This is a genomic window from Aquaspirillum sp. LM1 (assembly GCF_002002905.1).
GTDB lineage: Bacteria > Pseudomonadota > Gammaproteobacteria > Burkholderiales > Aquaspirillaceae > Rivihabitans.
In genome coordinates, this window is sequence record NZ_CP019509.1 from 1,579,023 (window position 1) to 1,603,297 (window position 24,275).

General features: G+C 62.8%; 21 protein-coding genes. 9 read left to right on the top strand and 12 right to left on the bottom strand.

Features of this window, described 5'->3' with window-relative positions:
- Positions 1-12: 12 nt before the first annotated feature.
- On the bottom strand, positions 13-2,829 hold the full coding sequence (uvrA, locus tag BXU06_RS06775; RefSeq protein WP_077298034.1) for an excinuclease ABC subunit UvrA: 2,817 nt from the start codon (positions 2,827-2,829) through the stop codon (positions 13-15).
- A gap of 239 nt (positions 2,830-3,068) precedes the next feature.
- On the opposite strand from uvrA, the gene BXU06_RS06780 reads away from it, so the two are divergent.
- The 4 genes from BXU06_RS06780 to BXU06_RS06795 all read left to right on the top strand — a co-directional run bounded on the left by BXU06_RS06780 (position 3,069) and on the right by BXU06_RS06795 (position 7,398).
- On the top strand, positions 3,069-4,430 hold the full coding sequence (locus tag BXU06_RS06780; RefSeq protein ID WP_077298036.1) for an MFS transporter: 1,362 nt from the start codon (positions 3,069-3,071) through the stop codon (positions 4,428-4,430).
- Entirely contained in the window at positions 4,431-4,955 is a 525-nt protein-coding gene (ssb, locus tag BXU06_RS06785) for a single-stranded DNA-binding protein (RefSeq protein ID WP_077298038.1), read from the top strand.
- A gap of 164 nt (positions 4,956-5,119) precedes the next feature.
- Complete coding sequence (locus BXU06_RS06790) at positions 5,120-6,730, top strand: peptide chain release factor 3 (RefSeq protein ID WP_077302722.1); 1,611 nt, start codon at positions 5,120-5,122, stop codon at positions 6,728-6,730.
- 32 nt (positions 6,731-6,762) lie between these two features.
- Positions 6,763-7,398, top strand: a complete 636-nt coding sequence (locus BXU06_RS06795) for a TetR/AcrR family transcriptional regulator (RefSeq protein ID WP_077298040.1) — start codon at positions 6,763-6,765, stop codon at positions 7,396-7,398.
- A gap of 94 nt (positions 7,399-7,492) precedes the next feature.
- Here the strand turns inward: BXU06_RS06795 and BXU06_RS06800 are convergent, their stop codons facing one another.
- From BXU06_RS06800 to BXU06_RS06825, 6 genes are all read right to left on the bottom strand, one after another.
- Positions 7,493-8,173 carry a Fe2+-dependent dioxygenase gene (locus BXU06_RS06800; RefSeq protein ID WP_077298042.1) on the bottom strand — a complete coding sequence of 227 codons (681 nt, stop codon included), beginning with the start codon at positions 8,171-8,173 and terminating at the stop codon, positions 7,493-7,495.
- Between the two features lie 381 nt (positions 8,174-8,554).
- Positions 8,555-10,786 (bottom strand): catecholate siderophore receptor Fiu, encoded by a 2,232-nt coding sequence (locus BXU06_RS06805; RefSeq protein ID WP_077298044.1) that lies wholly within the window; start codon positions 10,784-10,786, stop codon positions 8,555-8,557.
- A 303-nt stretch (positions 10,787-11,089) separates the two neighbouring features.
- Positions 11,090-12,433, bottom strand: coding sequence for a sulfite reductase subunit alpha (locus BXU06_RS06810; protein ID WP_077298046.1), 1,344 nt, complete (start codon positions 12,431-12,433; stop codon positions 11,090-11,092).
- Positions 12,434-12,470: 37 nt separating this feature from the next.
- Positions 12,471-13,307 carry a DUF4198 domain-containing protein gene (locus BXU06_RS06815; protein WP_077298048.1) on the bottom strand — a complete coding sequence of 279 codons (837 nt, stop codon included), beginning with the start codon at positions 13,305-13,307 and terminating at the stop codon, positions 12,471-12,473.
- Positions 13,308-13,324: 17 nt separating this feature from the next.
- Entirely contained in the window at positions 13,325-13,840 is a 516-nt protein-coding gene (locus BXU06_RS06820; RefSeq protein WP_077298050.1) for a DUF2271 domain-containing protein, read from the bottom strand.
- A gap of 44 nt (positions 13,841-13,884) precedes the next feature.
- Positions 13,885-14,529 (bottom strand): PepSY-associated TM helix domain-containing protein, encoded by a 645-nt coding sequence (locus tag BXU06_RS06825; protein WP_077298052.1) that lies wholly within the window; start codon positions 14,527-14,529, stop codon positions 13,885-13,887.
- A 325-nt stretch (positions 14,530-14,854) separates the two neighbouring features.
- On the opposite strand from BXU06_RS06825, the gene BXU06_RS06830 reads away from it, so the two are divergent.
- Genes BXU06_RS06830 through BXU06_RS06840 form a run of 3 tightly spaced genes read left to right on the top strand, consistent with a single transcriptional unit; the run spans position 14,855 to position 16,773 of the window.
- On the top strand, positions 14,855-15,595 hold the full coding sequence (locus tag BXU06_RS06830) for an energy transducer TonB (protein ID WP_150125137.1): 741 nt from the start codon (positions 14,855-14,857) through the stop codon (positions 15,593-15,595).
- 45 nt (positions 15,596-15,640) lie between these two features.
- Positions 15,641-16,351, top strand: a complete 711-nt coding sequence (locus tag BXU06_RS06835; protein ID WP_077298056.1) for a MotA/TolQ/ExbB proton channel family protein — start codon at positions 15,641-15,643, stop codon at positions 16,349-16,351.
- Positions 16,348-16,773, top strand: a complete 426-nt coding sequence (locus BXU06_RS06840; RefSeq protein ID WP_253189542.1) for a biopolymer transporter ExbD — start codon at positions 16,348-16,350, stop codon at positions 16,771-16,773. Before BXU06_RS06835 ends, BXU06_RS06840 begins: the two co-directional genes overlap by 4 nt.
- 99 nt (positions 16,774-16,872) lie before the next feature.
- Here BXU06_RS06840 and BXU06_RS06845 read toward each other — a convergent pair whose 3' ends face one another.
- On the bottom strand, positions 16,873-17,547 hold the full coding sequence (locus BXU06_RS06845; protein ID WP_077298058.1) for a hypothetical protein: 675 nt from the start codon (positions 17,545-17,547) through the stop codon (positions 16,873-16,875).
- A gap of 273 nt (positions 17,548-17,820) precedes the next feature.
- Between BXU06_RS06845 and BXU06_RS06850 the strand changes: the two genes are divergently transcribed.
- Positions 17,821-18,693, top strand: a complete 873-nt coding sequence (locus tag BXU06_RS06850; protein ID WP_253189543.1) for a DMT family transporter — start codon at positions 17,821-17,823, stop codon at positions 18,691-18,693.
- 56 nt (positions 18,694-18,749) lie between these two features.
- Positions 18,750-19,097, top strand: coding sequence for an STAS/SEC14 domain-containing protein (locus tag BXU06_RS06855; RefSeq protein WP_077298060.1), 348 nt, complete (start codon positions 18,750-18,752; stop codon positions 19,095-19,097).
- A gap of 123 nt (positions 19,098-19,220) precedes the next feature.
- Here BXU06_RS06855 and BXU06_RS06860 read toward each other — a convergent pair whose 3' ends face one another.
- The 4 genes from BXU06_RS06860 to dnaB all read right to left on the bottom strand — a co-directional run bounded on the left by BXU06_RS06860 (position 19,221) and on the right by dnaB (position 23,934).
- Positions 19,221-21,449: a TonB-dependent receptor gene (locus BXU06_RS06860; protein WP_077298062.1), complete on the bottom strand. Its 2,229-nt coding sequence runs from the start codon at positions 21,447-21,449 to the stop codon at positions 19,221-19,223.
- Between the two features lie 130 nt (positions 21,450-21,579).
- Positions 21,580-22,200 carry an alpha/beta hydrolase gene (locus BXU06_RS06865; RefSeq protein ID WP_077298064.1) on the bottom strand — a complete coding sequence of 207 codons (621 nt, stop codon included), beginning with the start codon at positions 22,198-22,200 and terminating at the stop codon, positions 21,580-21,582.
- Positions 22,193-22,513, bottom strand: coding sequence for a ferredoxin (locus tag BXU06_RS06870; RefSeq protein WP_077298066.1), 321 nt, complete (start codon positions 22,511-22,513; stop codon positions 22,193-22,195). Before BXU06_RS06870 ends, BXU06_RS06865 begins: the two co-directional genes overlap by 8 nt.
- A gap of 2 nt (positions 22,514-22,515) precedes the next feature.
- Positions 22,516-23,934 carry a replicative DNA helicase gene (gene dnaB, locus BXU06_RS06875; RefSeq protein ID WP_253189544.1) on the bottom strand — a complete coding sequence of 473 codons (1,419 nt, stop codon included), beginning with the start codon at positions 23,932-23,934 and terminating at the stop codon, positions 22,516-22,518.
- Positions 23,935-24,275: the final 341 nt, after the last annotated feature.

Below are 24,275 nucleotides of genomic sequence, written 5' to 3' on the forward strand. Positions count from 1 at the left end.
TTCTGCGTATCCTTAACCCAACATCCGCGCCAGATACTTGCCGGTATGGCTGTCCGGATGCGCGGCCACGTCTTCCGGCGTGCCCGCCACCAGAATCCGCCCGCCGCCCGCGCCGCCTTCCGGGCCGAGGTCAATCAGCCAGTCGGCAGTCTTGATCACGTCCAGATTGTGCTCGATCACTACCACGGTGTTGCCCTGCTCGCGCAGGCGATGCAGCACTTTCAGCAGCAGGTCGATATCGTGGAAGTGCAGGCCGGTGGTGGGTTCGTCCAGGATGTACAGCGTGCGCCCGGTGTCGCGCTTGGACAATTCCAGCGCCAGCTTCACCCGCTGCGCCTCGCCGCCGGACAGCGTGGTGGCGCTTTGTCCCAGGCGGATATAGCCCAGACCGACGTCCATCAGCGTTTGCAGCTTCCGCGCCACACTGGGCACCGGCTGGAAAAACGCCAGCGCATTTTCCACCGTCATGTCCAGCACCTCGTGGATGCTCTTGCCCTTGTACTGCACTTCCAGCGTTTCACGGTTGTAGCGCTTGCCGTGGCAGACGTCGCACGGCACGTAGATATCCGGCAGAAAGTGCATTTCCACCTTGATCATGCCATCGCCCTGGCAGGCTTCGCAGCGGCCACCCTTGACATTGAAGCTAAAGCGGCCCGGCCCGTAGCCGCGTTCGCGCGCCATCGGCACGCCAGAAAACAGCTCGCGGATCGGGGTGAACAGGCCGGTGTAGGTGGCCGGGTTGGAGCGCGGGGTGCGGCCAATCGGGCTTTGATCGACGTTGATCACCTTGTCGAACTGCTCCAGCCCGTCGATGCGGCCATAGGGGGCCGGTTCGGTGCTGCTGCCGTGCAGGTGGCGGGCCACTGCGTGGTACAGGGTGTCGTTGATCAGGGTGGACTTGCCCGAGCCAGACACCCCGGTGACGCACACCAACAGGCCCAGCGGCAGGTTGAGGGTAACCTGTTTCAGGTTGTTGCCCTGCGCGCCGCTCAGCGTCAGCCAGCGCTCCGGATGCGGTGCGCGGCGCTGGCTGGGCAGTTCAATCCGCCGCCGGCCCGACAAAAACGCCCCGGTCACCGACACTGCGCTATCGGCAATGTCCTGCGGCGTGCCGGCAATCAGCACCTCGCCACCATGCACCCCGGCACCGGGGCCCATGTCCACCACATAATCGGCGGCGCGGATGGCGTCTTCGTCATGCTCAACCACAATCACGCTATTACCCAGGTCGCGCAGGCGCATCAGCGTGGCCAGCAGGCGGTCGTTGTCGCGCTGGTGCAGACCGATGGACGGCTCGTCGAGCACATACATCACCCCGGTCAGCCCGGAGCCAATCTGGCTGGCCAGGCGGATGCGCTGCGCCTCGCCGCCAGACAGGGTGTCCGCCGAGCGGTCCAGGCTGAGGTAGTCCAGGCCCACATTGACCAGAAACTGCACGCGGTCGCCAATTTCCTTGATGATTTTTTCGGCCACCGCCTGTTTTTGCCCGCTGAATTCCAGCCCGGCAAAAAACGCTGCCGTCTGCTTGAGCGGCCACTGGTTGATGGTGTGCAGGGTTTCGCCACCCACCAGCACATGGCGCGCCTCGCGGCGCAGCCGGGTGCCACCACAGCTGGGGCAGGGCTGGTTGTTCTGGTATTTGGCCAGTTCTTCGCGCACGGCAGAGGATTCGGTTTCCCGGTAACGGCGCTCCAGATTGGGAATGATCCCTTCAAACACATGGCTGCGGGTGAACTTGCTGCCTTTTTCGTTCAGGTAGGTAAATGGAATGCTTTCCCGGCCCGAGCCGTACAGCACAATTTCACGCAGGCTGTCGGGCAGTTGCTCGAACGGGGTGTCCACGTCAAAGCCATAGTGCAGCGCCAGGCTTTGCAGCATCTGGAAGTAAAACTGGTTGCGCTTGTCCCAGCCCTTGATGGCACCGGCGGCCAGGCTCAGGTCGGGGTGGGCCACCACGCGCTTGGGGTCAAAAAAGGTGATATGCCCCAGCCCGTCGCACTTTGGGCAGGCCCCCATCGGGTTATTGAACGAAAACAGCCGTGGCTCCAGTTCGGGCAGGCTGTAGCTGCACACCGGGCAGGCAAATTTGGCCGAGAACCAGTGTTCCTGGCCGCCGTCCATTTCCAGCGCAATCGCCCGGCCATCGGCGTGGCGCAGCGCGGTTTCAAACGATTCGGCCAGCCGCTGCTTGGCGTCGGCGCGCACTTTCAGCCGGTCCACCACCACTTCGACCGTGTGCTTCTTGTTTTTGTCCAGCTTGGGCACGGCGTCCAGCTCGCACACCACGCCGTCCACCCGCACGCGGACAAAACCTTGCGCGCGCAGTTCGTCAAACAGATCCAGCTGTTCACCCTTCTTGCCCACCACCACCGGGGCCAACACCATCAGCTTGGTGTCTTCCGGCAGCGCCAGCACATGGTCCACCATCTGGCTGACCGTCTGGCTTTCCAGCGGCTGGTTGTGCTCGGGGCAGAATGGCGTGCCCACGCGGGCAAACAACAGGCGCAGGTAGTCGTGAATTTCGGTGACGGTGCCCACGGTGGAGCGCGGGTTGTGGCTGGTGGCTTTCTGCTCGATGGAAATTGCCGGCGACAGGCCTTCAATCAGGTCAACGTCGGGTTTTTCCATCAGCTGCAAAAACTGCCGGGCATAAGCCGACAGGCTTTCCACATAGCGGCGCTGCCCTTCGGCATACAGGGTATCAAACGCCAGCGAGGACTTGCCGGAGCCGGACAGGCCGGTCATTACAATCAGCTTGTGCCGGGGCAAATCCAGATTGACGTTTTTGAGGTTGTGCGTGCGTGCACCGCGAATACGGATCAGATCCATGCGTGTCTGCGCTCGAAGCCGGGGAATCGGGTAATATACCCTGTTTCCCGCTGTCGGCCCAAACCCGGATGCGTGTTGCGCTGCAGACTGCGCCAGCCCTTGTCTGGGCGGGCTTCTGCGCACGGCCATGTCGTGGTGCAGCATGGGCGGGCTGACCGTTTACCCCCGGACCGGGCTGGCCTGGGCTGCGTAGGGTGTGCTCCCTCTGCGGCCTGGCACCAGCGCACGATGATGGCACCATGACAAAACTCGAACTACGGGCAAGCCTGGGGCTTGCCGGCATTTACGCCCTGCGCATGCTGGGCATGTTTCTGATTCTGCCGGTGTTTGCGCTGTACGCCCAACACCTGCCCGGCGGCGACAATCCCACCTGGATTGGTATTGCCCTGGGCAGTTACGGCCTGACCCAGGCGCTGTTGCAGCTGCCGCTGGGCATGCTGTCCGACCGGATTGGCCGCAAAAAGGTGATTTACGCCGGCCTGCTGGTGTTTGCTGCCGGCAGTTTTCTGGCTGCCGATGCTGACAGCCTGCTGATGCTGACCCTGGGCCGCACCCTGCAGGGGGCCGGGGCGATTTCCGCCGCAGTGACCGCGCTGCTGGCCGACCTCACCCGCGAAGAACATCGCACCAAGGCCATGGCGATGATTGGCATGACCATCGGGCTCACCTTTGCCGCCAGTCTGGTGCTGGGCCCGCTGCTGGCCCGGCTGATTGGCGTGCCGGGCATTTTTGCCCTGACCGGCATCCTCAGCCTGCTGGCACTGGTGTGGGTGAAATTTGCCATTCCCGACCCGGCCATCTCGCGCTTTCATTCCGACGCCGAAGCCAACCCGGCCAGCCTGCCCACCGTGCTGCGCGATGCGCAACTGCTGCGGCTGAACTTTGGCATTTTTGCCCTGCACGCCGCACAAATGGCCATGTTTGTGGTGATTCCGTTTGCGCTGACCAATACCGCCGGCCTGGACAAGGCCCACCACTGGCAGGTGTATCTGCCGGTGGTGGTGGTGGGTTTCATCCTGATGGTGCCGGCCATCATTTATGGCGAAAAGCGTCACCAGCTGAAAAAAGTGTTTGTCGCCGCCATCGCGCTGATGACCGCCAGCCAGATTGGCCTGACCTTTGCGCTGGATTCACTGACCCATATGGTGATTCTGCTGGGCGGCTACTTCATTGCGTTCAATATTCTGGAAGCGACACTGCCTTCGCTGATCTCTAAAATTGCCCCGGCAGATGCCAAGGGCACGGCCATCGGTGTGTATAATACCGCCCAATCGCTGGGCCTGTTTCTGGGTGCCGTGGCCGGTGGCTGGCTGTACAGCCACGGCGGTGCCCCCTACGTGTTTGCCCTGTGCGCCAGCCTGATGCTGTTGTGGCTGGCCATGGCGCTGACCATGCGCCCGCCGCGCGCGGTGCGCACCCAGATGTTTCATCTGGACGAACACTGGCAGGGCAACCCCATGGCGCTATCCGCCCGCCTGCGTGCGCTGCACGGCGTGGAAGAAGCCGTGGTGATTGCCGCAGAAGGCGTGGTCTATCTCAAGGTGGCGCAAACCGGCTGGGACGAAGCAGGCGTAAGCCAATCAATCAGGGAGACTCAATAAATGGCATCGGTCAACAAGGTGATTCTGGTCGGCAATCTGGGCCGCGACCCGGAAGTGCGCTACATGCCCAACGGCGACGCCGTGGCCAATTTCAGCATCGCCACCACGGAAACGTGGAAAGACAAAAACGGCATGCGTCAGGAAAAAACCGAATGGCACAATATCGCCATGTACCGCCGTCTGGCGGAAATTGCCGGTGAATACCTGAAAAAAGGCAGTTCGGTGTACATTGAAGGCCGTCTGCAAACCCGCAAATGGCAGGACAAGCAGGGCAACGACCGCTACACCACTGAAATCATCGCCGACCAGATGCAGATGCTCAGCGGTCGCAATAGCGGTGGCGGCGGCGGTTATGAAGGCGGCCAGGGCGGCGGCAACTACGGCGCACCGCAAGGTGGCCACGACGAAGCCCCGCCCGCCCGCATGCGCGACGACAGCAGCCACACCCCGCCGCCGCCGCCGCGCCGCCAGGAACCCAAGCCGGCAGCCAATTTTGACGATATGGATGACGATATTCCGTTTTAAGCAGGCAAGCCCAAGCCTGGTATGACAAAACGCCCCCGACTGATGCAGGACGGGGGCGTGTTTATTGGACGAGCGGCAACGGGATGACACGCTGGCGCTTGCCCGGCTTTGCGTCCCGGTGGCTATCCATTACAATTCAACGCTTTTCCCGCACCGGCCCCCTCATGTCCGACGCCCTGACCGCCCTGGCCAGCGAAGCTGCCCGCCGCCGCACCTTTGCCATCATCTCCCACCCCGACGCCGGCAAAACCACGCTCACCGAAAAACTCCTGCTCTTCTCCGGTGCCATCCAGATGGCCGGCACCGTCAAAGGCAAAAAAGGCGGCAAATTCGCCACCTCCGACTGGATGGACATCGAAAAACAGCGCGGCATTTCCGTCGCCTCGTCAGTCATGCAGTTTGATTACCGCAACCATGTGGTCAACCTGCTCGACACCCCTGGCCATCAGGACTTCTCCGAAGACACCTACCGCGTGCTCACCGCCGTCGATGCCGCGCTGATGGTGATCGATGCCGCCAAGGGTGTGGAAGCGCAAACCATCAAGCTGCTTAACGTCTGCCGCCTGCGCCACACCCCGATCGTCACCTTCATGAACAAGTACGACCGCGAAGTGCGCGACTCGCTGGAGCTGCTCGACGAAGTCGAAAACGTGCTCAATATCCGCTGCGCGCCGATCACCTGGCCCATCGGCATGGGCAAAACCTTCCGTGGTGTGTATCACCTGCTGCGTGATCAGGTCATGCTGTTTGAAGCCGGCCAGGACATCGCCGACCAACTGGTCAGCGAAGTCATCGACGGCATCGACAACCCGCGTCTGGACCAGCTGTTTCCGCTGGAAATGGAACAGCTGCGCATGGAAATCGAACTGGTCAAAGGCGCGTCCAATGACTTTGACCTGGACGCCTTCCTGGCCGGCCAGCTCACCCCGGTGTTTTTTGGCTCGGCCATCAACAACTTTGGCGTGCGCGAAATCCTCAACGCCCTGGTCGACTGGGCCCCGCCGCCCTCCGCCCGCGACGCCACCGTGCGCCAGGTGGACCCCGCCGAAAGCAGATTCTCCGGCTTCGTGTTCAAAATCCAGGCCAATATGGACCCGAAACACCGCGACCGCATCGCCTTCATGCGCGTCTGCTCAGGCCGTTTCGAGCGCGGCATGAAAATGAAACACCTGCGGCTCAACCGCGACATCTCCGCCTCCAGCGTGGTCACCTTCATGGCCCACGACCGTGAAATTGTCGAAGAAGCCTTTGCCGGCGACATCATCGGCATCCCCAACCACGGCAACATCCAGATCGGCGACAGCTTCTCCGAAGGCGAAGCCCTGCAATTCACCGGCATCCCCTTCTTCGCCCCCGAACTGTTCCGCTCGGTGCGCATCCGCAACCCGCTGAAAATCAAGCAACTGCACAAGGGCCTGCAACAACTGGGCGAAGAAGGGGCCGTGCAAGTGTTCAAACCCGCCAACGGCGCAGACCTGATTCTGGGTGCCGTCGGTGTGCTGCAATTTGAAGTCGTCGCCCACCGCTTGCTCAGCGAATACGGCGTGGAAGCGGTGTTCGACCCGTGCCAGATCTACACCGCCCGCTGGGTCAGCTGCGACGACGGACGCATGCTGGGTGACTTTGAAAAAACCCTGGTCAACAACGTCGCCATCGACGCCGCCGGCAGCCTGGCGTATCTGGCCCCGAACCGGGTGAATCTGGATCTGACCCAGGAACGCTGGCCGAAGGTGGTGTTCCATGAGACGCGTGAGCATGCGGTGAAGTTGTCGTGAGGGAGCAGGCGTTTGCCGGGTGAGGCCCAGCCATGAAAACCTACGACAGAATCCTGGCCGCCAGCCTGCAGCTGTTCAATGAACAAGGCGAGCGCCAGGTGAGCACCAACCATATTGCCGCGCATCTGGGCATCAGTCCGGGCAATCTGTACTATCACTTTCGTCACAAGGAAGCGATAGTTCACCAGATTTTTTTGCAATATCAGGATTTTATCCGTGCCAGGCTGACCCTGCCATCCGAGCGCAGCCTGCAGGTGGCCGATATGCTGGGCTATCTGGACAGCGCGTTTGACGGCATGTGGCAGTATCGTTTTCTGTTTTACGACCTGCCCGGCCTGCTGGCGCGCAACCCGCCCTTGCAGCAGGCGTACCAGCAGTTTTTGCAGGAAGAACTGAACCACACCCTGCACACCTTGTGCCAGCGTGCAGTGGACGCCGGATTACTGACCCTTGATGCCAGCGATATCAACCCGCTGGTGGTCAATATCTGGCTGGTGGTGAAATTTTGGTTTGCCTTTGAACAAGTGGCCCAGCCCGGCCAGGCAGTCAGCGAGGCCTCGGGCCGACGTGGCGTCAGCCAGGTGCTGGCGCTGCTGAAACCGTATGTGGCCGACGCCCTGCGCCCAGGCTTTGCCCTGGCGCAGGCGCGCTATGGAGGCGCTGATTGATTCAGAAAAATCGTGTTGGCCAACAGTAAAACCCAGAAAAATCAATGCTATGGATTCCCACCTTCGCGGGAATGACGATTTTTTCAGCGTTTCCCTATGGCTCACCCCACTGGCGCAGCAGGTTGTGATAATGGTGGGTGAGCTTGAGCACTTCGGCGCTGTCGCCCAGTTGCTGGCGCAGTTTGAGGATGGTCATGTCCAACTCAAACAGCATGCTGCGCTGCCAGGCGTCGCGCACCAGGCTTTGTGTCCATAAAAACGCCGCCAGGCGGCGGCCTTGAGTGACCGGCTCGACGCGGTGCAGGCTGGTGGAGGGGTAAACAATGGCGTCGCCAGCGGCCAGTTTGACCTCGTGCGTGCCGTAGGTGTCTTCCACCACCAGCTCACCGCCCTGGTAGTCGTCGGGGTCGGATAAAAACACCGTGGTGGAGACATCGGTGCGCACGGTCTGGCGGGTGAAGCGGTCTTGCTGGACGGTGTTGTCTACATGGTTGCCGTAGGTGCCGCCGCCCTGGTAGTAGTTGAACATCGGCGGCAGGATGTGTGCTGGCAGGGCGGCGGCGATGAATAGCGGGTGGCGTTCCAGCGCGGTGCGCACTTGGCCAGACAGTTCGGCAAAGGCGGGATGGTCTGGCGACAGTTGCAGGTTGCGCTTGCTGTGCGCGGCCTGGCTGCCGGCGGTGAGCGCGCCGTTGGCCCAGCCGGCGGCATCCAGTTGTTCACGCAGGTGGAGGACTTCGGCGGGGCTGAGCACGCCGGGGATATGCAGCATCATAAAGATTCCTGGTGTTAAAAGGTGCTGCGACAGAAGTTGGCAGGAGGACGTCCATAGCATGAACCTGAGCAAAGCACGGCCAGTGGCGCCTAGCCGGTTTACCTCCCGTAAAGCGTGCCGAGCATCGCAGAAAACCGGGGGGAAGTCCGCCCCGCATGTTCGAAGCGACGGCGCAGCCGGCGCAAGTTCGGGGCGGCCCCGGTTTTCGAGAAGCGCAGGGGACCCGAAGCCGCAGGCGTAGGGCGCGCGTCCCGGGTCGCCTTTCTTTTCCCCCTTTTCTTTGGCGAGACAAAGAAAAGGGGTCGGGCGTGGGGTGAAACCCCACCCAAAATTCAGCTCCGTGCGCAGCGCGGCACCGACAATCGGGCCATCCCCCTCACATTAAAACTGCACATTGGCACTCAACATGGCCGAACGCGGCGCGCCCAGAGTGGCGCGGGCGCCGCTGTTGTTCAGCGTGCTGATGTACTCCTCATCAAACAGGTTGTACACATTCAGGCGCAGCGACACATTCTTGCTCACCTTGTAATCCACCATGGCGTCGGCCACCCAGTAAGACGGAATGTTCGGCATGTTCGACGCCGCCAGGTTGGCCGCCGGGTCCACCACCCGCTTTTGCTTGGACACATAACGCACGCCGCCACCGACGGTCAGCGCGTCGTTAAAGTGGTAGCTGCTCCACAGCGTGGCGGTCAGTTCCGGTGACCAGCGCGCGGCAGCGCCAATGGTGTTGTTGCCGGTGCTGCCGGCTTTTACCTTGGTTTTCATGGTGGCCAGGCCGGCAGAAATCTGCCAGTCCTGGGTCAGCTGACCCACTGCGCCCAGCTCGATGCCTTCCACCGTGCGCTTGCCCATCTGCGCGTAGGTGTTGCTCAGGCTGTCCAGCACTGCCAGTTCATTTTTGTGTTCGGTGCGATACAGCGCGGCGGTCAGGCCCAGCTTACCGCCCAGCACGTCCCATTTGGTGCCCAGCTCCATATTACTGGTGTCCTGGGTGTCCATATTCGGGTTGCTGGTGCTGTTGGCGCTGCTGCTTAACGAGAAATTGGCACCGCCCGGCGGGGTTTGCGAGGTGCCGTAGGCCAGGTATACGCTGCCATTGGCGGCGGGTTTGTACAGCGCGCCCAGTTTCCAGCTGGTCAGCAGGTCGGATTTGCTCAGCGAGTAGGGGGTGAGCGCGGTGACGGCACCGGTGGTGCTGTTTTGTGTGGCAGTGGCGCTGTCGGTTTCGGTGCGGTAGCGGTCCAGACGCACGCCGCCCGACACTTGCCATTGCGGGGTCAGCTCAATGGTGTCAAACAGATAGGCCCCGGCGGTCAGCGTCGAGCCACGCACATAAGCGCCAGTCGGGTAAGGGTCGGGCAGTGCGTCGTTGGCGTTGGGGTTGTACAGATTGGCGGCGGTAACAGTTTTGCCGGTGGTGCTGAAGCTCAGGGTGTTCTGTTTTTCATACAGAAATTCCAGGCCGGCGGCCAGGCTGTGCTTGAGCGGGCCGGTGGCAAAGCTGGCGCTCAGATTGGTCTGGTTGGCCAGGATTTCATTGTCCTGATCCACCCGCTGACGCAAGCGGCTGACGGTCCAGCTGGCTGGGTTGGCGCTGGGTGCGGCCAGGGTGTACACCCCGGTCATGATGCGGTCCATGCTGGTTTTACCGTAGCGGGCAATATTGCTCAGCTTCATGCCTTCGCCCATATCGTGCTCGATTTTCACCGTCACCATGTCGGCGTGGACTTTTTCCTGGTCGCGGGCGCTGCCGTAGTAGTTCTTTTCGTTCACCTTGGCACCACCTTGCAGGGTGGCGTTGGCGTTGTAAAAGCCTTCCATGCCGATGGTGGGAATGCCGCCGTCCGGCACATTGTCCTGGCGGATGTGCTGTGAATACAGATACAGCCGGGTAGGGGTGCCCAGGCCAAAGGCCAGCGATGGGGCAAAGCCCAGGCTGGTGTTGTCCACCCGGTCGCGGTTTGGCACATCGCCACCCTGCGCCATCACGTTCAGCCGTACCGCGCTGCTGGTGCCAAAGGCTTTGTTCAGGTCGCCGGTCAGGCGCGAGGCACCGGCGGTATTAATGCTGGCTTCGGCGCTGATGGCGTCGGTCTTGTTGGGCAACTTGCTGACCAGATTGATATAGCCAGACGATGCGCCCCGGCCAATATCTGCCCCCGCCGGGCCTTTGACCACTTCCACTTGTTCAATATTGAAGGTGTCGCGGGTGACCGCGCCGAGGTCGCGCACGCCGTCGATAAACATCGACGATTGGGTGGAAAACCCGCGCAGCTGAAAGGTATCGCCAGCGCTGGTGGCACCGTTTTCACCCAGTTGCATGGTGATGCCGGGGGTGTTGCGCAGTGCTTCCATCAGCGAGCTGGCCCCTTGTTCCTTGAACAGCTCCTTGGGAATCACCGACACGGTTTGCGGGGTGTTCAGCAAGGGCTGGGTGGCCTTGGGCGAAGAGACGGTGTCCACTTTGTAACCGCTGTCGCTACTGGCGTTGATGGTCATTTCCGGCAGCGTGGTGGAGGTTTGCGCCTGGGCGGCCAGGGGCAGCGCGGCGCTGGCCAGCGCCAGCCAGTGAACGGCGTGTTGGTGGGTGCGGCTACGTGGGTGGGCCATCGGGGAAAATCCTTATGCGTGAAGTGGTTGCAAGAGTGTGCTGCCGTCGTTCGCGAGGTCGGTCTGGCTGGGGAGGCACAGCGATGGCTGCCGACTGACGACGTGCATATTAATGATAACTATTATCATTGGTTCGAGCAATCTTTTCGCACAAGATTTTGCTAAAAATATGATTTTTCGGTTATTTATCTATTTTTTACAGAAGATAGCGCCTATTGATCGCAGTTTGCCTGGGGGCTGGTGGGTCGCCCTGTGCGGATGGCCCACCTTACCGGGTACCGCGTGTTAAACGTGCTTGCCAGCTCAAAACACATCACGCCGATAGCGCCCTTCCTGCATCAGCACGGCGTGGCCGGCTTCGCCCAGCACCCCGCGCAACACCTGGTCTACTGCCTCGGCCATGCCCAGCCGGCTGCCGCACAGATAAATCACCGCACCGTCCGCCACCCAGTGGCGCAGCTCATCCGCTGCCGCCAGCAAGGCATGCTGCACATAGCCGCCACCGGCATCGCGGGAGAAGCAGCGGTCCAGCCGTTGTAACTTCCCCTCGGCCAGCCAGTGGTCAAATTCGGCGGCAAAAAAGTTGTCGCACGCTTGCTGGCGCTCGCCAAACACCAGCCAGTTCGGCCCGCAACCAGCCTGAATCCGCGCTTTCAAATGCGCGCGCAAACCAGCCACCCCCACGCCATTGCCAATCAGGATCATCGCCCGCCCGGTGTGGTCGCCCTGGCGAAAGCGGTGCTGGGCGCGCACCCGCAGCGGCACAATGCCCCCGATGGGCACTTGCCCGGCCAGCCAGCCCGACATCCGCCCCAGTTGGCCATCCGGGTGGCGATGCAGGCGCAGCAGCAGCTGCAGTACGCCATCGCCCGGCAAGGAGGCGATGGAATAATCGCGCATGCAGTCGGCCTCGTCGGGCAGGGCAAGCTGGGCCAGATCGCCGGCCTGCCAGTCGGGCCAGGGCCCGGCGGATGGCGTCAGGCTGAGCAGAAACACTTCGCCGCCCTGGCTACCGGGATTGAGCTGAACGCGTTCACGCAGTTGCCAGGGTCGAAACGGCGGCAGCGCCCAGCTGGGGGCATCGCCCAGCTGGGCCAGATGGCTGACCTGCTGCTGCCAGGCGAGCAGGGCTTGTGGGTCGTTGCGATGGACTTCAATGGGGGCAAACAGCGCCCGCCCGCCGTGCGCGCCCAGCCATTGCGCCACCCGACGGCCAAAGCCGCAGTAGGCCGGGTAATCACGGTCGCCCAGCGCCAGCAGGCCAAAGCTCACCCGGCTCAGGTTCAGCGAGCGGGTCAGCAGGTTGCGGGCAAAGCGGGCGGCGTTGTCGGGCGCGTCGCCGTCGCCGCAGGTGCTCAGCAGCAGCAGATAATGCCCGCCGGCTTGCAGTTGGTCGGCACTGAGCGCATTCAGTGGCCGGCATTGCACCGGCAGGCCGGCCATCTCCAGCGCCTTGGCGGTGTTCAGCGCCAGCGCTTCGGCGCTGCCGGTCTGGCTGGCAAACACCACTTGCCAGTGGCTGGCTGATTCGGCGGCAGGCCGCTGGCGGCGGTGATGCCGCCACCAGAGCAGCAGGCACAGCGCCAGGTACGCCAGCAGCACCAGCGCGGCAGCCAGCAGGCGCGTTGGGTCAAGCGGCGCGTTCATCGCCGTCTGCCCGGCTGGCGGTGGGGGTGCGGGTGATTCATGGTTGGGTGACTTCCACCGTCAGCACCGACACAAAGCGCTGGGCAGGCGGGGCCGGGCGTGGTTGGCCGGCGGCAGGTGCCGGCGCGCGCGGCGGGTAGCTGGCTTGCAGCCAGTAGTGCTGGGCAAATGGCCACTTCACGCTGAATTCGCCCTGGCTGTCGCTGGTGACGGCAAAGTCTTTCAGCACGCCGCGATGGCGCACCCCGCCGGGCACTACCGCTACCTGCTGGTTGGCCAGCGGCTTGCCGTCCAGCAGCACGCGAAAGCGGCTGGCATCACCGGCCAGCAGTTCGGTCGGGTGTGACAGCGGCAGCAGTTCCAGGCCGCTGCCGGCGGGTTTGAGCACCTGAGTGCTGCTCTGGTTGGCGCTGACATAAGTCTCCAGGCGCTGGTGGGTGCGCGACACTTGCAGGGCTTCGGCCTGGGCCGGAATCGCCTGGGTCAGGTCGTCCGGGTGGCCACGCCAGCGCTTGGTTTCGCCGTTCAGCGTGTAGCTGGCCATGGCCGAAGCGGTCACCAGCGAAAATTTGTAGGTGCCGGGCTGGGCCAGTTTCAGTTCAACGCTACTGCGCTGCTTGCCTTGCAGCACGTTGGCCCCGCTGACCGGCTGGCCATCCGGGCCGCTGATGGTCAGGCCGTCAAGCTTGAGGGCGTTGCCATCCACATCAAACAGGTTTTCCGAGACGGCGGCGTCAACGGTGACCCAGGGTTCCTTGCCGTCCACTTCGCTGGCGCTGGGCAACAGCCACGGACGATGGGCCTGGGCGGCGCTGGAGAGGGTCAGCGCCAGCAAGATGGCCAGGGAGGTGGACACGGTGGGACGGTGCTTCATGGCTAAGGCTCCTGACATCACGGTTTGACTTGCACGGTAATGGTTCCCAGCTCTTGCTGGCCTTGCGCCGAGGTCTGGCGCGGGGTTTTGCCCGGCCAGCTCACTGGCACGCGCACCACTTCCCGCCCGCCGCCTTCACGCGCGGCTTCCACCATCAGCTGGTAGTCGCCCGCCGGCAGCTGGTTAAGCGGGGCTTTCTGGCTATTCCAGTACAGGGTATGCACGCCCGGCGCACGGGTGGCACCGGCCACGCCGTCCACTGGCATGGCCAGATCGCGCCCACCCTTGCGCCACCACTGGCGCAGGTCTTTCAGCCATTTGGTGCCGGCGTTGTCTTTCTTGTTCTGGTCGTACCACACCGCCAGCTGGGTCACCGCGCTGCCATCGGTTTTTTCCAGCCAGACGGCCAGGTAGGGGCGGTGGTATTCGGCCACCGGCAGGGTGGGCTGTTCAATTTTCACCGACAGCTCGGCAGCGCTGGCGGGCAGCGCCAGCAGGGCCAGCGCCAGGGTCAGGCAATGACGTGTTTTCAACGGGCAATCCTTTGGGTCAGAGGGTCAGCGGATAAAAAAACCGGTCAGGGCAGGCACAGCAGCACAATCAGCAGCGGCACAACCATGCCCAGCGCCACCAGCGGCCAGGTGGTCACCCGCTGGCGGGCATGCACCTGCAAGATCAGCAATCCGGTGATGGCAAACAGCACACAGCCCAGCGCCAGGCTGTCCAGCAGCCAGCGCCAGGCCTCGCCGGTATGCCGGCCCTTGTGCAGGTCGTTCAGCCAGGCAATCCAGCCCCGGTCGGTGCGTTCGTATTCCAGTGCGCCATCGGTCAGGTCGATGCGCAGCCAGGCGTCGCCGCCTGGGCGCGGCAGTGACAGATACACTTCGTCATCGCGCCATTCAGCCCGCTCCTCGGCAGTGCTTAGCGCCAGGCTGTCGGCCAGCCAGTGGTTCAGCGCGGCGGGCAGCGGCGCACGGTCGCTGCGGCGTTGCTGGCTGTGCCGCTGCACGTCGGCCAGCAAGGCCGGTGGCAGCTGGCGGGCGCTGCGCTGGGTGTCGGGCCGGGCTTCAATCTGGCTGGCGTGGTTCAGGGTCAGGCCGGTGACGCTGAACAGCAGCAGGCCAAGCAGGCAGATGGCTGAGCTGATCCAGTGTACGGTCAGCAGCCCTTTCAGCCAGCGGGCGCGACGCGGGGCGGCGGGGGAGGATTCAACAGGCGGCATGGCAAAAATCTGGTGAGGGTGGACGGAACATCAACGGGTGCGGCCATTGGCACGCGGCGCAGCAAGGTGTATGGCCGGCAGTATAAATACGAATCATTGCTATTTGCAAATTAAACAGGTGGGCGCTTATCCACGCCGAACTGTGATTACAAAGGCATATTTTGGCTGGGTCGTCCCGTCAGGGCATCGGGCCTACACCAGGATATTGGAGAGAATGTTGCCCGACATGGCTTGACTTGATTTTGATAATCGTTATCATTGCGTCCCATCACCCTGCTGGCGTATCCACCGGCAGGCCACTTTATTGACACGGATGATGTTTGCCATGGCGCTTGCTTCTGCTTCCCCCTCTGCCACGGCCTGGCCAATGCGTTTGCACCTGCCGGCGGGTTCCAGCTGGCGTTACCGTCAGCACTGGCTGCCGGTGTCGGCGGCCACCGTGCTGCACGCCGCACTGGTGTTTGGCGTGTTCTGGCAGGCGCAACAGTCACCGCCGCCGCTGGCCGCGCCCAGCATGCAGGCCAGCATCTTGCCGCCCAGCCCGTTGCCGATGGCCGCCCCCGAACCAGCCAAGCCCACGCCGCCCAAACCGCAGGCGCGGGCGCAGCCGGTGAAGCCCACGCCGCGCCCGCCGGTGCTGGTCAGCCAGCAAGTACAGCCCACTTCGGCACCGGTGAGTGTGGCCCCCGCACCGCCCACCCCACCCGCACCCAGCGCGCCAGCCCAGGAGGCTGTGCCAGCGCGCAGCGACAAGGCCAGCCCCAGCGGCGCGCCCGCGTCGGCACCACGCTTTGATGCGGCGTATCTGAACAACCCGGCCCCGGCCTATCCGGCGGTGTCGCGCCGGCTGGGTGAAGAAGGCAGGGTGCTGCTGGCGGTACAGGTGGATGCCGACGGCGCGCCGCGCCAGGTGCGCATTGCCCGCAGCAGCGGCTACCCCCGGCTGGATGCCGCCGCACAGGCTGCCGTCGAAAAGTGGCGCTTTGTGCCGGCCCGCCAGGGCGAGCACAGCGTGGCGGCCAGCGTGAATGTGCCCATTCATTTCCGGCTGGACGACGCCGCCTGAGGCTGTCCTGCCGCTGTTTTTTTATCCTGAACCGAGCCTGAACCAATGACCGAAACCAACTATAGCGTGGCCCATTTGTGGGCGCAGGGAGATAGCGTAAACCGCAGTGTGGCAGTCTTGCTGCTGCTGATGTCGCTGGCATCGTGGAGTGTGATGCTGATCAAGGCCTGGACGCTGTGGCGCATGCGCCGCCAGGTGGACAGTGCCCAGGCGTTCTGGCACGCCACCAGCTATGAACAGGGCGTGCAACTGCTGGCCGCCCACGCCGACAACCCGTTTCACGATCTGGTCAGCCGGGGCCACGAGGCGGCCCAGCACCACAGCGACAAGCAAAACGAGCTGCATGGCGTGCTGAATCTGTCTGACTGGCTGATGAGCTGCCTGCGCCAGTCGCTGGACGACAGCGCCTCGCGCCTGCAAAGCGGGCTGTCGATTCTGGCTTCGGTGGGCAGCACCGCGCCGTTTATTGGCCTGTTTGGCACGGTCTGGGGGATTTACCATGCGCTGATCAGCATCAGTGCCTCAGGTCAGGCCAGCATCGACAAGGTGGCCGGGCCGGTGGGCGAATCGCTGGTGATGACCGCCATGGGGCTGGCGGTGGCCATTCCGGCGGTGCTGGGCTACAACGCGCTGGTGCGCGGCAACAAGGGGGTGATGGGCAAGCTCAAGCATTTTGCCCACGACCTGCATGCCTATCTGGTGGTGGGTAAATCGGTGCGTCACCAGGCACCGCGTCCGCTCAGGCAGGTGGCATGATGGCGTTCAATACCTCAGATCTGGATGACGATGACGACAATGTGATGTCGGAAATCAATATGACCCCGCTGGTGGATGTGATGCTGGTGCTGCTGATCATCTTTATCATCACCGTGCCGGTGATCAACCACGCGGTGAAGCTGGACCTGCCCAAGGCCAGCAGCGCGGTCAACGACCTCAAGCCAGCGCATGTGAGCGTGTCGATTGACGCTGACGGCGCGGTGTTCTGGGATGCCCAGCCACTGGGCCAGGCCGCGCTACCTGAACGTCTGGCCAGCGCCGCCATGCAAAACCCGCAGCCGGAACTGCACCTGCACGCCGACAGCCAGACGGCGTACCAGCATGTGGCCCGCTTTCTGGCGGCGGCGCACCGCGCCGGGCTGAACAAGGTGGCGTTTGCCACCGACCCGACCTCCCCCTAACGTCCGCCCCACCGGACTGGCCAGCGGCAGGGGGTTACCGTTTTCATCCTGGGGTTGTCCCGATTGCGCCGCATCTTGCCCAACCCCGGCAGGATGCGGCTATTTTTTTTGCACCGCCAGCACAATGCGCACCTGATCCTGCTCGGTGGCCAGGCGCTTGATGCCAACGTAGTCAAACGGCTTGTAGCCCATGATCTGGGTGTTGAGGTAGGGAATCAGCGACGGCACCTGATCCATGCGCACCGACAGCACATCGCCGTTGACCATCAGGTAGGGGTGTTTTTCGGTCAGCTGCTTGACGCCATTGCGCCCGGTGGCGGTTTCAAATGCGCCAATGGCAATGGTGCCCAGCACCTGGCTGAGCAGGCCGTCATTCAGCGGCTCGCTGTGTTGCTGAAAGCGCAGGCGCACGGTGCGCTGGGCCCAGTCCACCGGCAGAAAGGTGAAGTCGATGCGGTGTTTGGCGTCAATCGGGCCTTGGGTGGTCACCAGCTCCAGCGTGCCTTTTTCCGGGGTCAGGCGCAGGTCGCGCACTTCTACCCCTTCTTTGTTGAAACGCTCGCGCAGTTTGTCGAGCAGATAGGCCCGCGACAGCGTCACGCCGTCACCGCGCAGGCCGGGCATGCGCGCCAGCTGGTCTTTCAGCACCAGATAAAAATCGATGAAGCGGTCTTTTTCCACGGTGACCACACCGCCTTCGGCCTGGGCGGGCAGGGCCGGCAGCAGCAGGGCCAGGGCAGTCAGGGCATGGCAAAGGGGGCGGAATGCAAACATGGCGGGCTTTCGCGAGGGGGTCAGCGGGGATCGGGGCCGGGCGGGCTGCGCCGAAGCGGAATCTTCCCGCCTTTCTGGCGCGGGTGCAAGGTGGGATATCCGGCATGCCGGGCGTTCATCCACCAGGAAACGATACCGGTAGCGGATGTCGGTTTGGCGTCGCTCCGGTTTGCCATCCGCGCCCGGTAGAGGTAAGGTCACCCCTTTGCTGCACCGCCGCCAGCGGCCATTGACCGCCCTGGCTGGCTCGCATCCCGATTCAGAAAGCCTGCCATGACCCCGACTGCCCGCCTGTTCTCCCGCCTGAAAACTGGCCGCCTGGGGGCGGGGTGGATGGTGGTGGCGTCGCTGCTGTTTGGCTTGATGGGGGTGTTTGTCAAACTCGGTGCCGCGCATTTCACCTCGATCGAGCTGGTGTTTTACCGCACCGTACTGGGCATGGTCAGCATTGGCGCGGTGGTGTGGCTGCGCGGCCAGAGCCTGGCCACCGCGCATTTTGCCTACCATTTCAAGCGCAGCGCATTTGGCTATTTGTCGCTGCTGATGTACTTTTACACCATCACCCAGCTGCCGCTGGCCACCGCCGTGACGCTCAACTACACCTCGCCAATGTTTCTGGCCGGGCTGTCCGCCTGGTGGCTGAAAGAGCGACTGGGCCACCGGGTGCTGCTGTCGCTGGGGCTGGGCTTTATGGGCGTGGTGTTGCTGCTCAAACCCACCTTCAGCGCCGACGCCTGGCTGGCTGGGCTGCTGGGGCTGTTTTCCGGCCTGTTTGCCGGGCTGGCTTACCTGCATGTGCGCGAACTGGGCCGGCTGGGTGAGCCGGAATGGCGGGTAGTGTTTTATTTCACCCTGATTTCCACCCTCGGCGGGCTGGGCCTGGTGCTGTGGCATACGCCCAGCCCGATTACCTGGGACAATGGCTGGATTCTGCTCGGCCTGGGCACCACCGCCACCCTGGCCCAGCTGGCCATGACCCGCGCCTACCACGACGGCAACAAGTTTGTGGTGGCCAATCTGGCCTACCTCACCGTGGTGTTTTCCAGCGTGCTGGGTGCCTTGCTGTGGGGGGATGTGCTGCCGCTGGAGGGTTATCTGGCCATGGGCTTGATTATTGTCAGCGGCATTCTGGCCAGCAGGCGCTAAGCTGAAAGCATACCGGTGCGCAACACGCCCATCGGCTTATCTCAAGGAGCACTGCCATGATCTCGATTCAACACCGCCCTTATGGCCTGGATGTCGCACTGTTCGGCACATTCACTGTGGACGATTTTCGCGCCTTTGAAACCGCCGTGCTGGCACACGCCGGCCAGGAAGGCGGGGTGAATGTGCTGCTCAACCTGACCGGGCTGCTGGATTTTACCGTGGACATGGTGCTGGAAGAACTGCGCTTCATCCGCGAGCACCAGCAGGACTTTGGCCGAGTGGCGATTGTCTCGCCGGAAGGCTGGGTCAGCCTGGCCGCGCACATTGCCGGCCTGCTCAGCCACACCAACAGCGAATACTTTGATACACCGGAAGACGCGCTGACATGGGTCAGCGGACAGTAAGCGGTTTTTAACAAAAGCCATCATTTCCACACCATTTGCAAAAACAATTTTTCTGAAAAAAAAACGCCCCGGCAGATTCCTCCGCCGGGGCGTCACGCACATCACCCTCTACTTGATACCCGATCAGAACTTCACATTCACCCCCGCATACAGCGAGCGGCCCATGCCGGGCACGGCGATGCCCCAGGGGATGCTGGTGATGCCCATGGTGGTGCCCTGGCCGGTGTAAGCGCCGCCGGTGGGCAGGGCGTAGCCACGGTCAAACAGGTTGGCCACGCCAAAATCCAGCCGCACTTGCTGCCAGCTGTAGCTGGCGCGCAGATTAACCAGCGCGTAGCCGCCGGTCTGGATTTCGTTGCGAGCGTCGGAGACTTTTTTCTTGCCGCTGACGCCTTCGATTTCCAGCGCATTGTCCCAGCCGCCGGTTTTATGGGTCAGGGTCAGCTTGGCGTTGAACGGCATGATGTTGTACAGATCGTCGCCGGTGTCGGTGTTCTTGCCACGGAGATAGCTGAGCATCCCCTTCAGGCCAAATTCACCCAGCGTGGTTTTGCCCAGCGGCAGTTGGCCTGAGAGGTCCAGGCCGTACAGGCGGGCGGTCTGGTTGGTGTAGCGCAGGTTGGTAAACTGCTTGCGCTGCGGGGTGGTGCGTGCGGTGTTGCTGGCGTTGTCCCACTGGATGGCGTCGATGTAGTCGGTGACGTGGCTGTAATGCGGGGTCAGCTTGAGTTCGCGGCTGCGCTCGGCGTCGTGCCAGTCAAAGGTGGCGGACAGGGTGTGGGCTTTTTCCGGCTTGAGGTTGGGGTTGCCAATATAGCCGTTACCGTCGCCGACAAAGTTGTTCATGATCGCCATCATATTGGCGGTGGACCAGGAATAACGCTCGTACAGATTGGGCGAGCGCACCTTGCGCGCCAGGCCAAATTCGATATCTTGAGTGGCGTCAATCTTGTAATGCGCCAGCGCGGTGGCGTCCCAGTTGTTGTCGGTGCTGTCGCGCTTGGCGCTGGTGTTGAAGCGGGCGGCGTCGTTGGTCTGGTTCATCATCGACATGCCGCCGCTGGTCGGGTAGCTGTTCTGGTTGTAGCCGTGTACCTGCCCGGTGCTGGTGTTCACCCGCTCATAGCGCAGGCCCAGCTGGGTTTTCCATTGCGGGGTGAACTGTTTTTCCCATTCGCCAAACAGCGCCAGGCGGTTACGCTCGCCGTCGTTGATGTTGAGGAAGGTATACGGGGCCATGCCGCCGGTGCCAGAGGCCGGCCACCAGTCGTTCAGCGTGTAGTGCTGATATTCGCCGCCCAGGCGCAGCAGGCTGCGCGCGGCCAGGTCGATTTCGGCCTTGAGGGTGGCACCCGTGGTCTTGCCTTCGGTGTGCATCGGCATGCCAGGCGCGGTGCCATACTGGAATTGCTTGTCGGCACCAAAGTCCATGTAGTGCTTGACGGTTTCGTGGTAGGCGCGGGTTTCCAGCTTGCCCCAGGCGTAGTCGCTCAGCCAGCGCAGATTGATGCGTTTTTGCTCGTTATTGAGCAGGTCCATGCGCTGGTTGGGGTAGAGCTGCTCGGGCATGTTCTGGTAGCCCAGCTTGGCTTCAAACAGATGGTTGTCGCGCTTGACCGCCAGATCAAGCGTGTGATTGGCGCTGCGGTAGGCGCTGGAGCCCACTTCGTCGCGCGCCAGATCGTGGCCGGGGCGGCCACTGGCGGTGAAGGGCTTGAAATCCTTGCCGGCTTTGTAATTGTCGGCTTCGCTGTAAGCACCGCTGTAGCTCAGGCTGACGTTTTCGGTGGCGTAAGTCACCGAGGCATTGCCGCCACGGGCGTTGTTGTTGCTGCGGAAAAACGCACCCACTTCGCCCTTGACCAGCCGACCCTGGCCGGGCTCGGCAAATTCCGGCGCGCGGGTGTTGGCGACAATACTGCCGCCAATGCTGTCGCCGCCCAGGCTGACCGGGCTGATGCCGGCGTACACCGTCAGCGTGCCGATCTGGCTGGGGTCGAGGTAGGACAGCGCCGGGTTCATGTGGTTGGGGCAGGAGGCAATCAGGTCCATGCCGTCCACCTTGATGCGCAGGCGGTCATCGGCCAGGCCGTGGATGGCCGGCAGGCTGGACACTGCGCCCGCGCCGTACAGGCTGACGCCGGGAATGTTTTTCAGCAGCGATGCGGCATCACTGCTGGCGGCGCGCTGCGCCGCCAGATCGCTCACCTGGCTGGCGTTAGGCAGCGCAGTGTCTTTGCTGGCGTTGACCACCACTTCACCCAGCGCTTGCGCCTGGGCCAGTTGCCAACAGGAAGAAGACACAAAAGCCAGCGCCACGGCGGCGGTTAACGGACGGATGCGGCACCCCATGAAACACTCCCCGAACTTTATCAATAAGCATGAATTGTCCGGGACTGGGGCCGCGCCGGGAATGCGGCAAATTGTCGCACCCCGGTGTGGGGGAGGGCGCAGGGCGGGGGGCGATGGCCGCCCCAGTTGTTCACACCGCCGGAATCAGCCGCTGCACATACTGCTGCAGCAACACCAGCTTGCCATGAAAAAAGTGCCCGACACCGGGGAACACCACCACCGGCAGGCTTTGCGGACGCGCCCAGTCCAGCACCTGGGCCAGGCTGATGACTTCGTCGTGCTCGCCGTGAATCACCACGGTATCCGCCGGCACGCTGGGCATGGCGTATTTGGGCGACACCGCCGCGCCCAGCATGATCAAATGGCGGGCGTCGATGCGCTGGCGCAGCTGGGCGGCCACGTAGCTGCCAAACGAAAAACCGGCCAGCACCAGCGGCAAATCGCCATGCTGGGCGCGGGCGTAGTCCACCACCGCCTGGGCGTCGTCCACCTCGCCGTGGCCATAGTCGTGCGCGCCGCCGCTATTGCCCACGCCGCGCAGGTTGGGGCAATAGCAGACATAGCCGTGCTGGCTGAGCGCGCGCGCCGTGGTTTGCACCACTTTATTGGTGTGGGTGCCGCCTTGCAGCGGGTTGGGGTGGGCAATCATGGCAATGCCGCGTGGCGCGCCATCCTTGGGGCTAATTACCAGGGTTTCCAGCTGGCCCACCGGGCCGGCAATCAGGATGGGGTCTTGTTGCAGTTTAAGCATGGTCGGCCAGCTTCAGACGTTCGACCACCCGGCCATTGACCAGGTGCTCGTCGATGATTTCGTCAATATCGCTCTGGTCCACATAGGTGTACCACACCGCTTCCGGGTAAACCACCAGCACCGGGCCTTCGCCGCAGCGCTCCAGGCAGCCGGCTTTCTGAAAGCGCACCTTGCCCGGCCCGGCCAGGCCCAGCGCCTTGATGCGGCCCTTGGCGTGGTCCAGCGCCTGGCTGGCCCCCAGTGCGTTGCAACAGGTTTCGCCTTCGGCGCGCTGATTGGTACACAAAAATACATGGCGAGCAAAATAGCTCATGGTCAATCTCCTTGATCCCAGCCGGACACTTGTTGCGGCGAGGCGTTTTCAAAGCGGGAATAATGCCCCAGAAAGGTGAGCGGCACCCGGCCAGTGGGGCCGTTACGCTGCTTGCCGATAATGGCCTCGGCCATGCCCTTGAACTGCGAATCCGGGTTGTAATATTCGTCGCGGTACATAAACAGAATCAAGTCGGCATCCTGCTCGATGGCACCTGATTCGCGCAAGTCGGACATCATTGGGCGTTTGTCGGTGCGCTGCTCTACCGAGCGCGACAGCTGCGACAGGGCAATCACCGGCACTTGCAGCTCCTTGGCCAGCGCCTTGAGCGAGCGGGAAATCTCGCCCAGCTCGGACGAACGGTTCTGGTCGCGGCGGTCGCTGGAGCCGCTCATCAGCTGCAAATAGTCGATCACAATCAGACCCAGCTGGCCGCCCATCTTGCGCGCCAGCCGGCGGGCGCGGCTGCGCAGCTCCAGGCCAGACAAGCCGGGGGTTTCGTCGATAAACAGCGGCGCTTCCCACAGCCGCGACACCGCCATGCCAAATTTGTCCATTTCTTCGTCAGACAGCTGGCCGGTGCGCAGCGCGTGCTGGTCCAGCCGGCCCACCGAGCCAATCATCCGCATTGCCAGCTGGGTGGCACCCATTTCCATCGAGAACACCGCCACCGGCAAGCCGGTGTTCAGCGCCACGTTTTCGGCAATATTCATCGAGAACGCGGTTTTACCCATCGATGGCCGCCCGGCCACAATCACCAGGTCGCCCTTTTGCAGGCCGGAGGTTTTTTTGTCCAGATCCAGAAAGCCGGTGGGGATGCCGGTCACGTCGTCCGGGTTATCACGGCCATACAGCTCGTTGACCCGCTCGACCACTTCGGTGAGGATCTGCTCCATATTGAGAAAATCCTGCTGCGCACGCGCCGTGCTTTCGGCAATGCGGAACACCTTGGTTTCCGCCTCGTCCAGCAGCTCGCGCGCATCGCGGCCCATCGGGTTGTACGCCGAATCGGCAATCTCGGTGCCGATCTGCGCCAGCTGACGCATGATCGAACGCTCGCGCACAATCTCGGCATAGCGCTTGATATTGGCCGCCGACGGGGTGTTTTGCGCCAGCGTGGCCAGATACGCCAGCCCGCCCACCTCGCCCAGCTGGGCGCTTTTTTCCAGCTGCTCGGACACCGTCACCACATCAGCCGGGTGGCTGCGTTCGATCAGCTTGGCAATTGCCTGAAAAATCAGCCGGTGGTCGTGACGGTAAAAGTCTTCGTTGATCACCACATCGCCGATGCGGTCCCAGGCGGAATTGTCCAGCAGCAGGCCGCCCAGCACCGATTGTTCGGCCTCCAGCGAATGCGGCGGCATGCGCAACTGCTGGTATTCGGTGTCGGCGGGTGGGGGATTGGGGATGTAATCAGTCATGCAGGCAGGCATCCAGAGCGCACCGGGGCGCGGCAAAAGGGGATTTTAGCAGGTCTTGGCGGGGGCATGAGTGTGCTGGCGCGGCATGGTGCCAAGCCGGGTGAAACTGAAGGGTGCAGACGAAGCCGGCGGGATAGTCGCCATGCTGGCGTTTAGTTTGGCACTGGACAGGCCATGCTGAAAAAACCGTCATCCCCGCACCAGCAGAAATTCAGCACATCATCACCGTGCCGTCGTCCCCGCGAGGGAGGGGAACCAGCATTTTGATTTTGCAAGGTTTTCTGTTTAAGGATGCGCTGAAAAAATCGTCATGCCCGCGAAGGCGGGAATCCAGGGCGTTG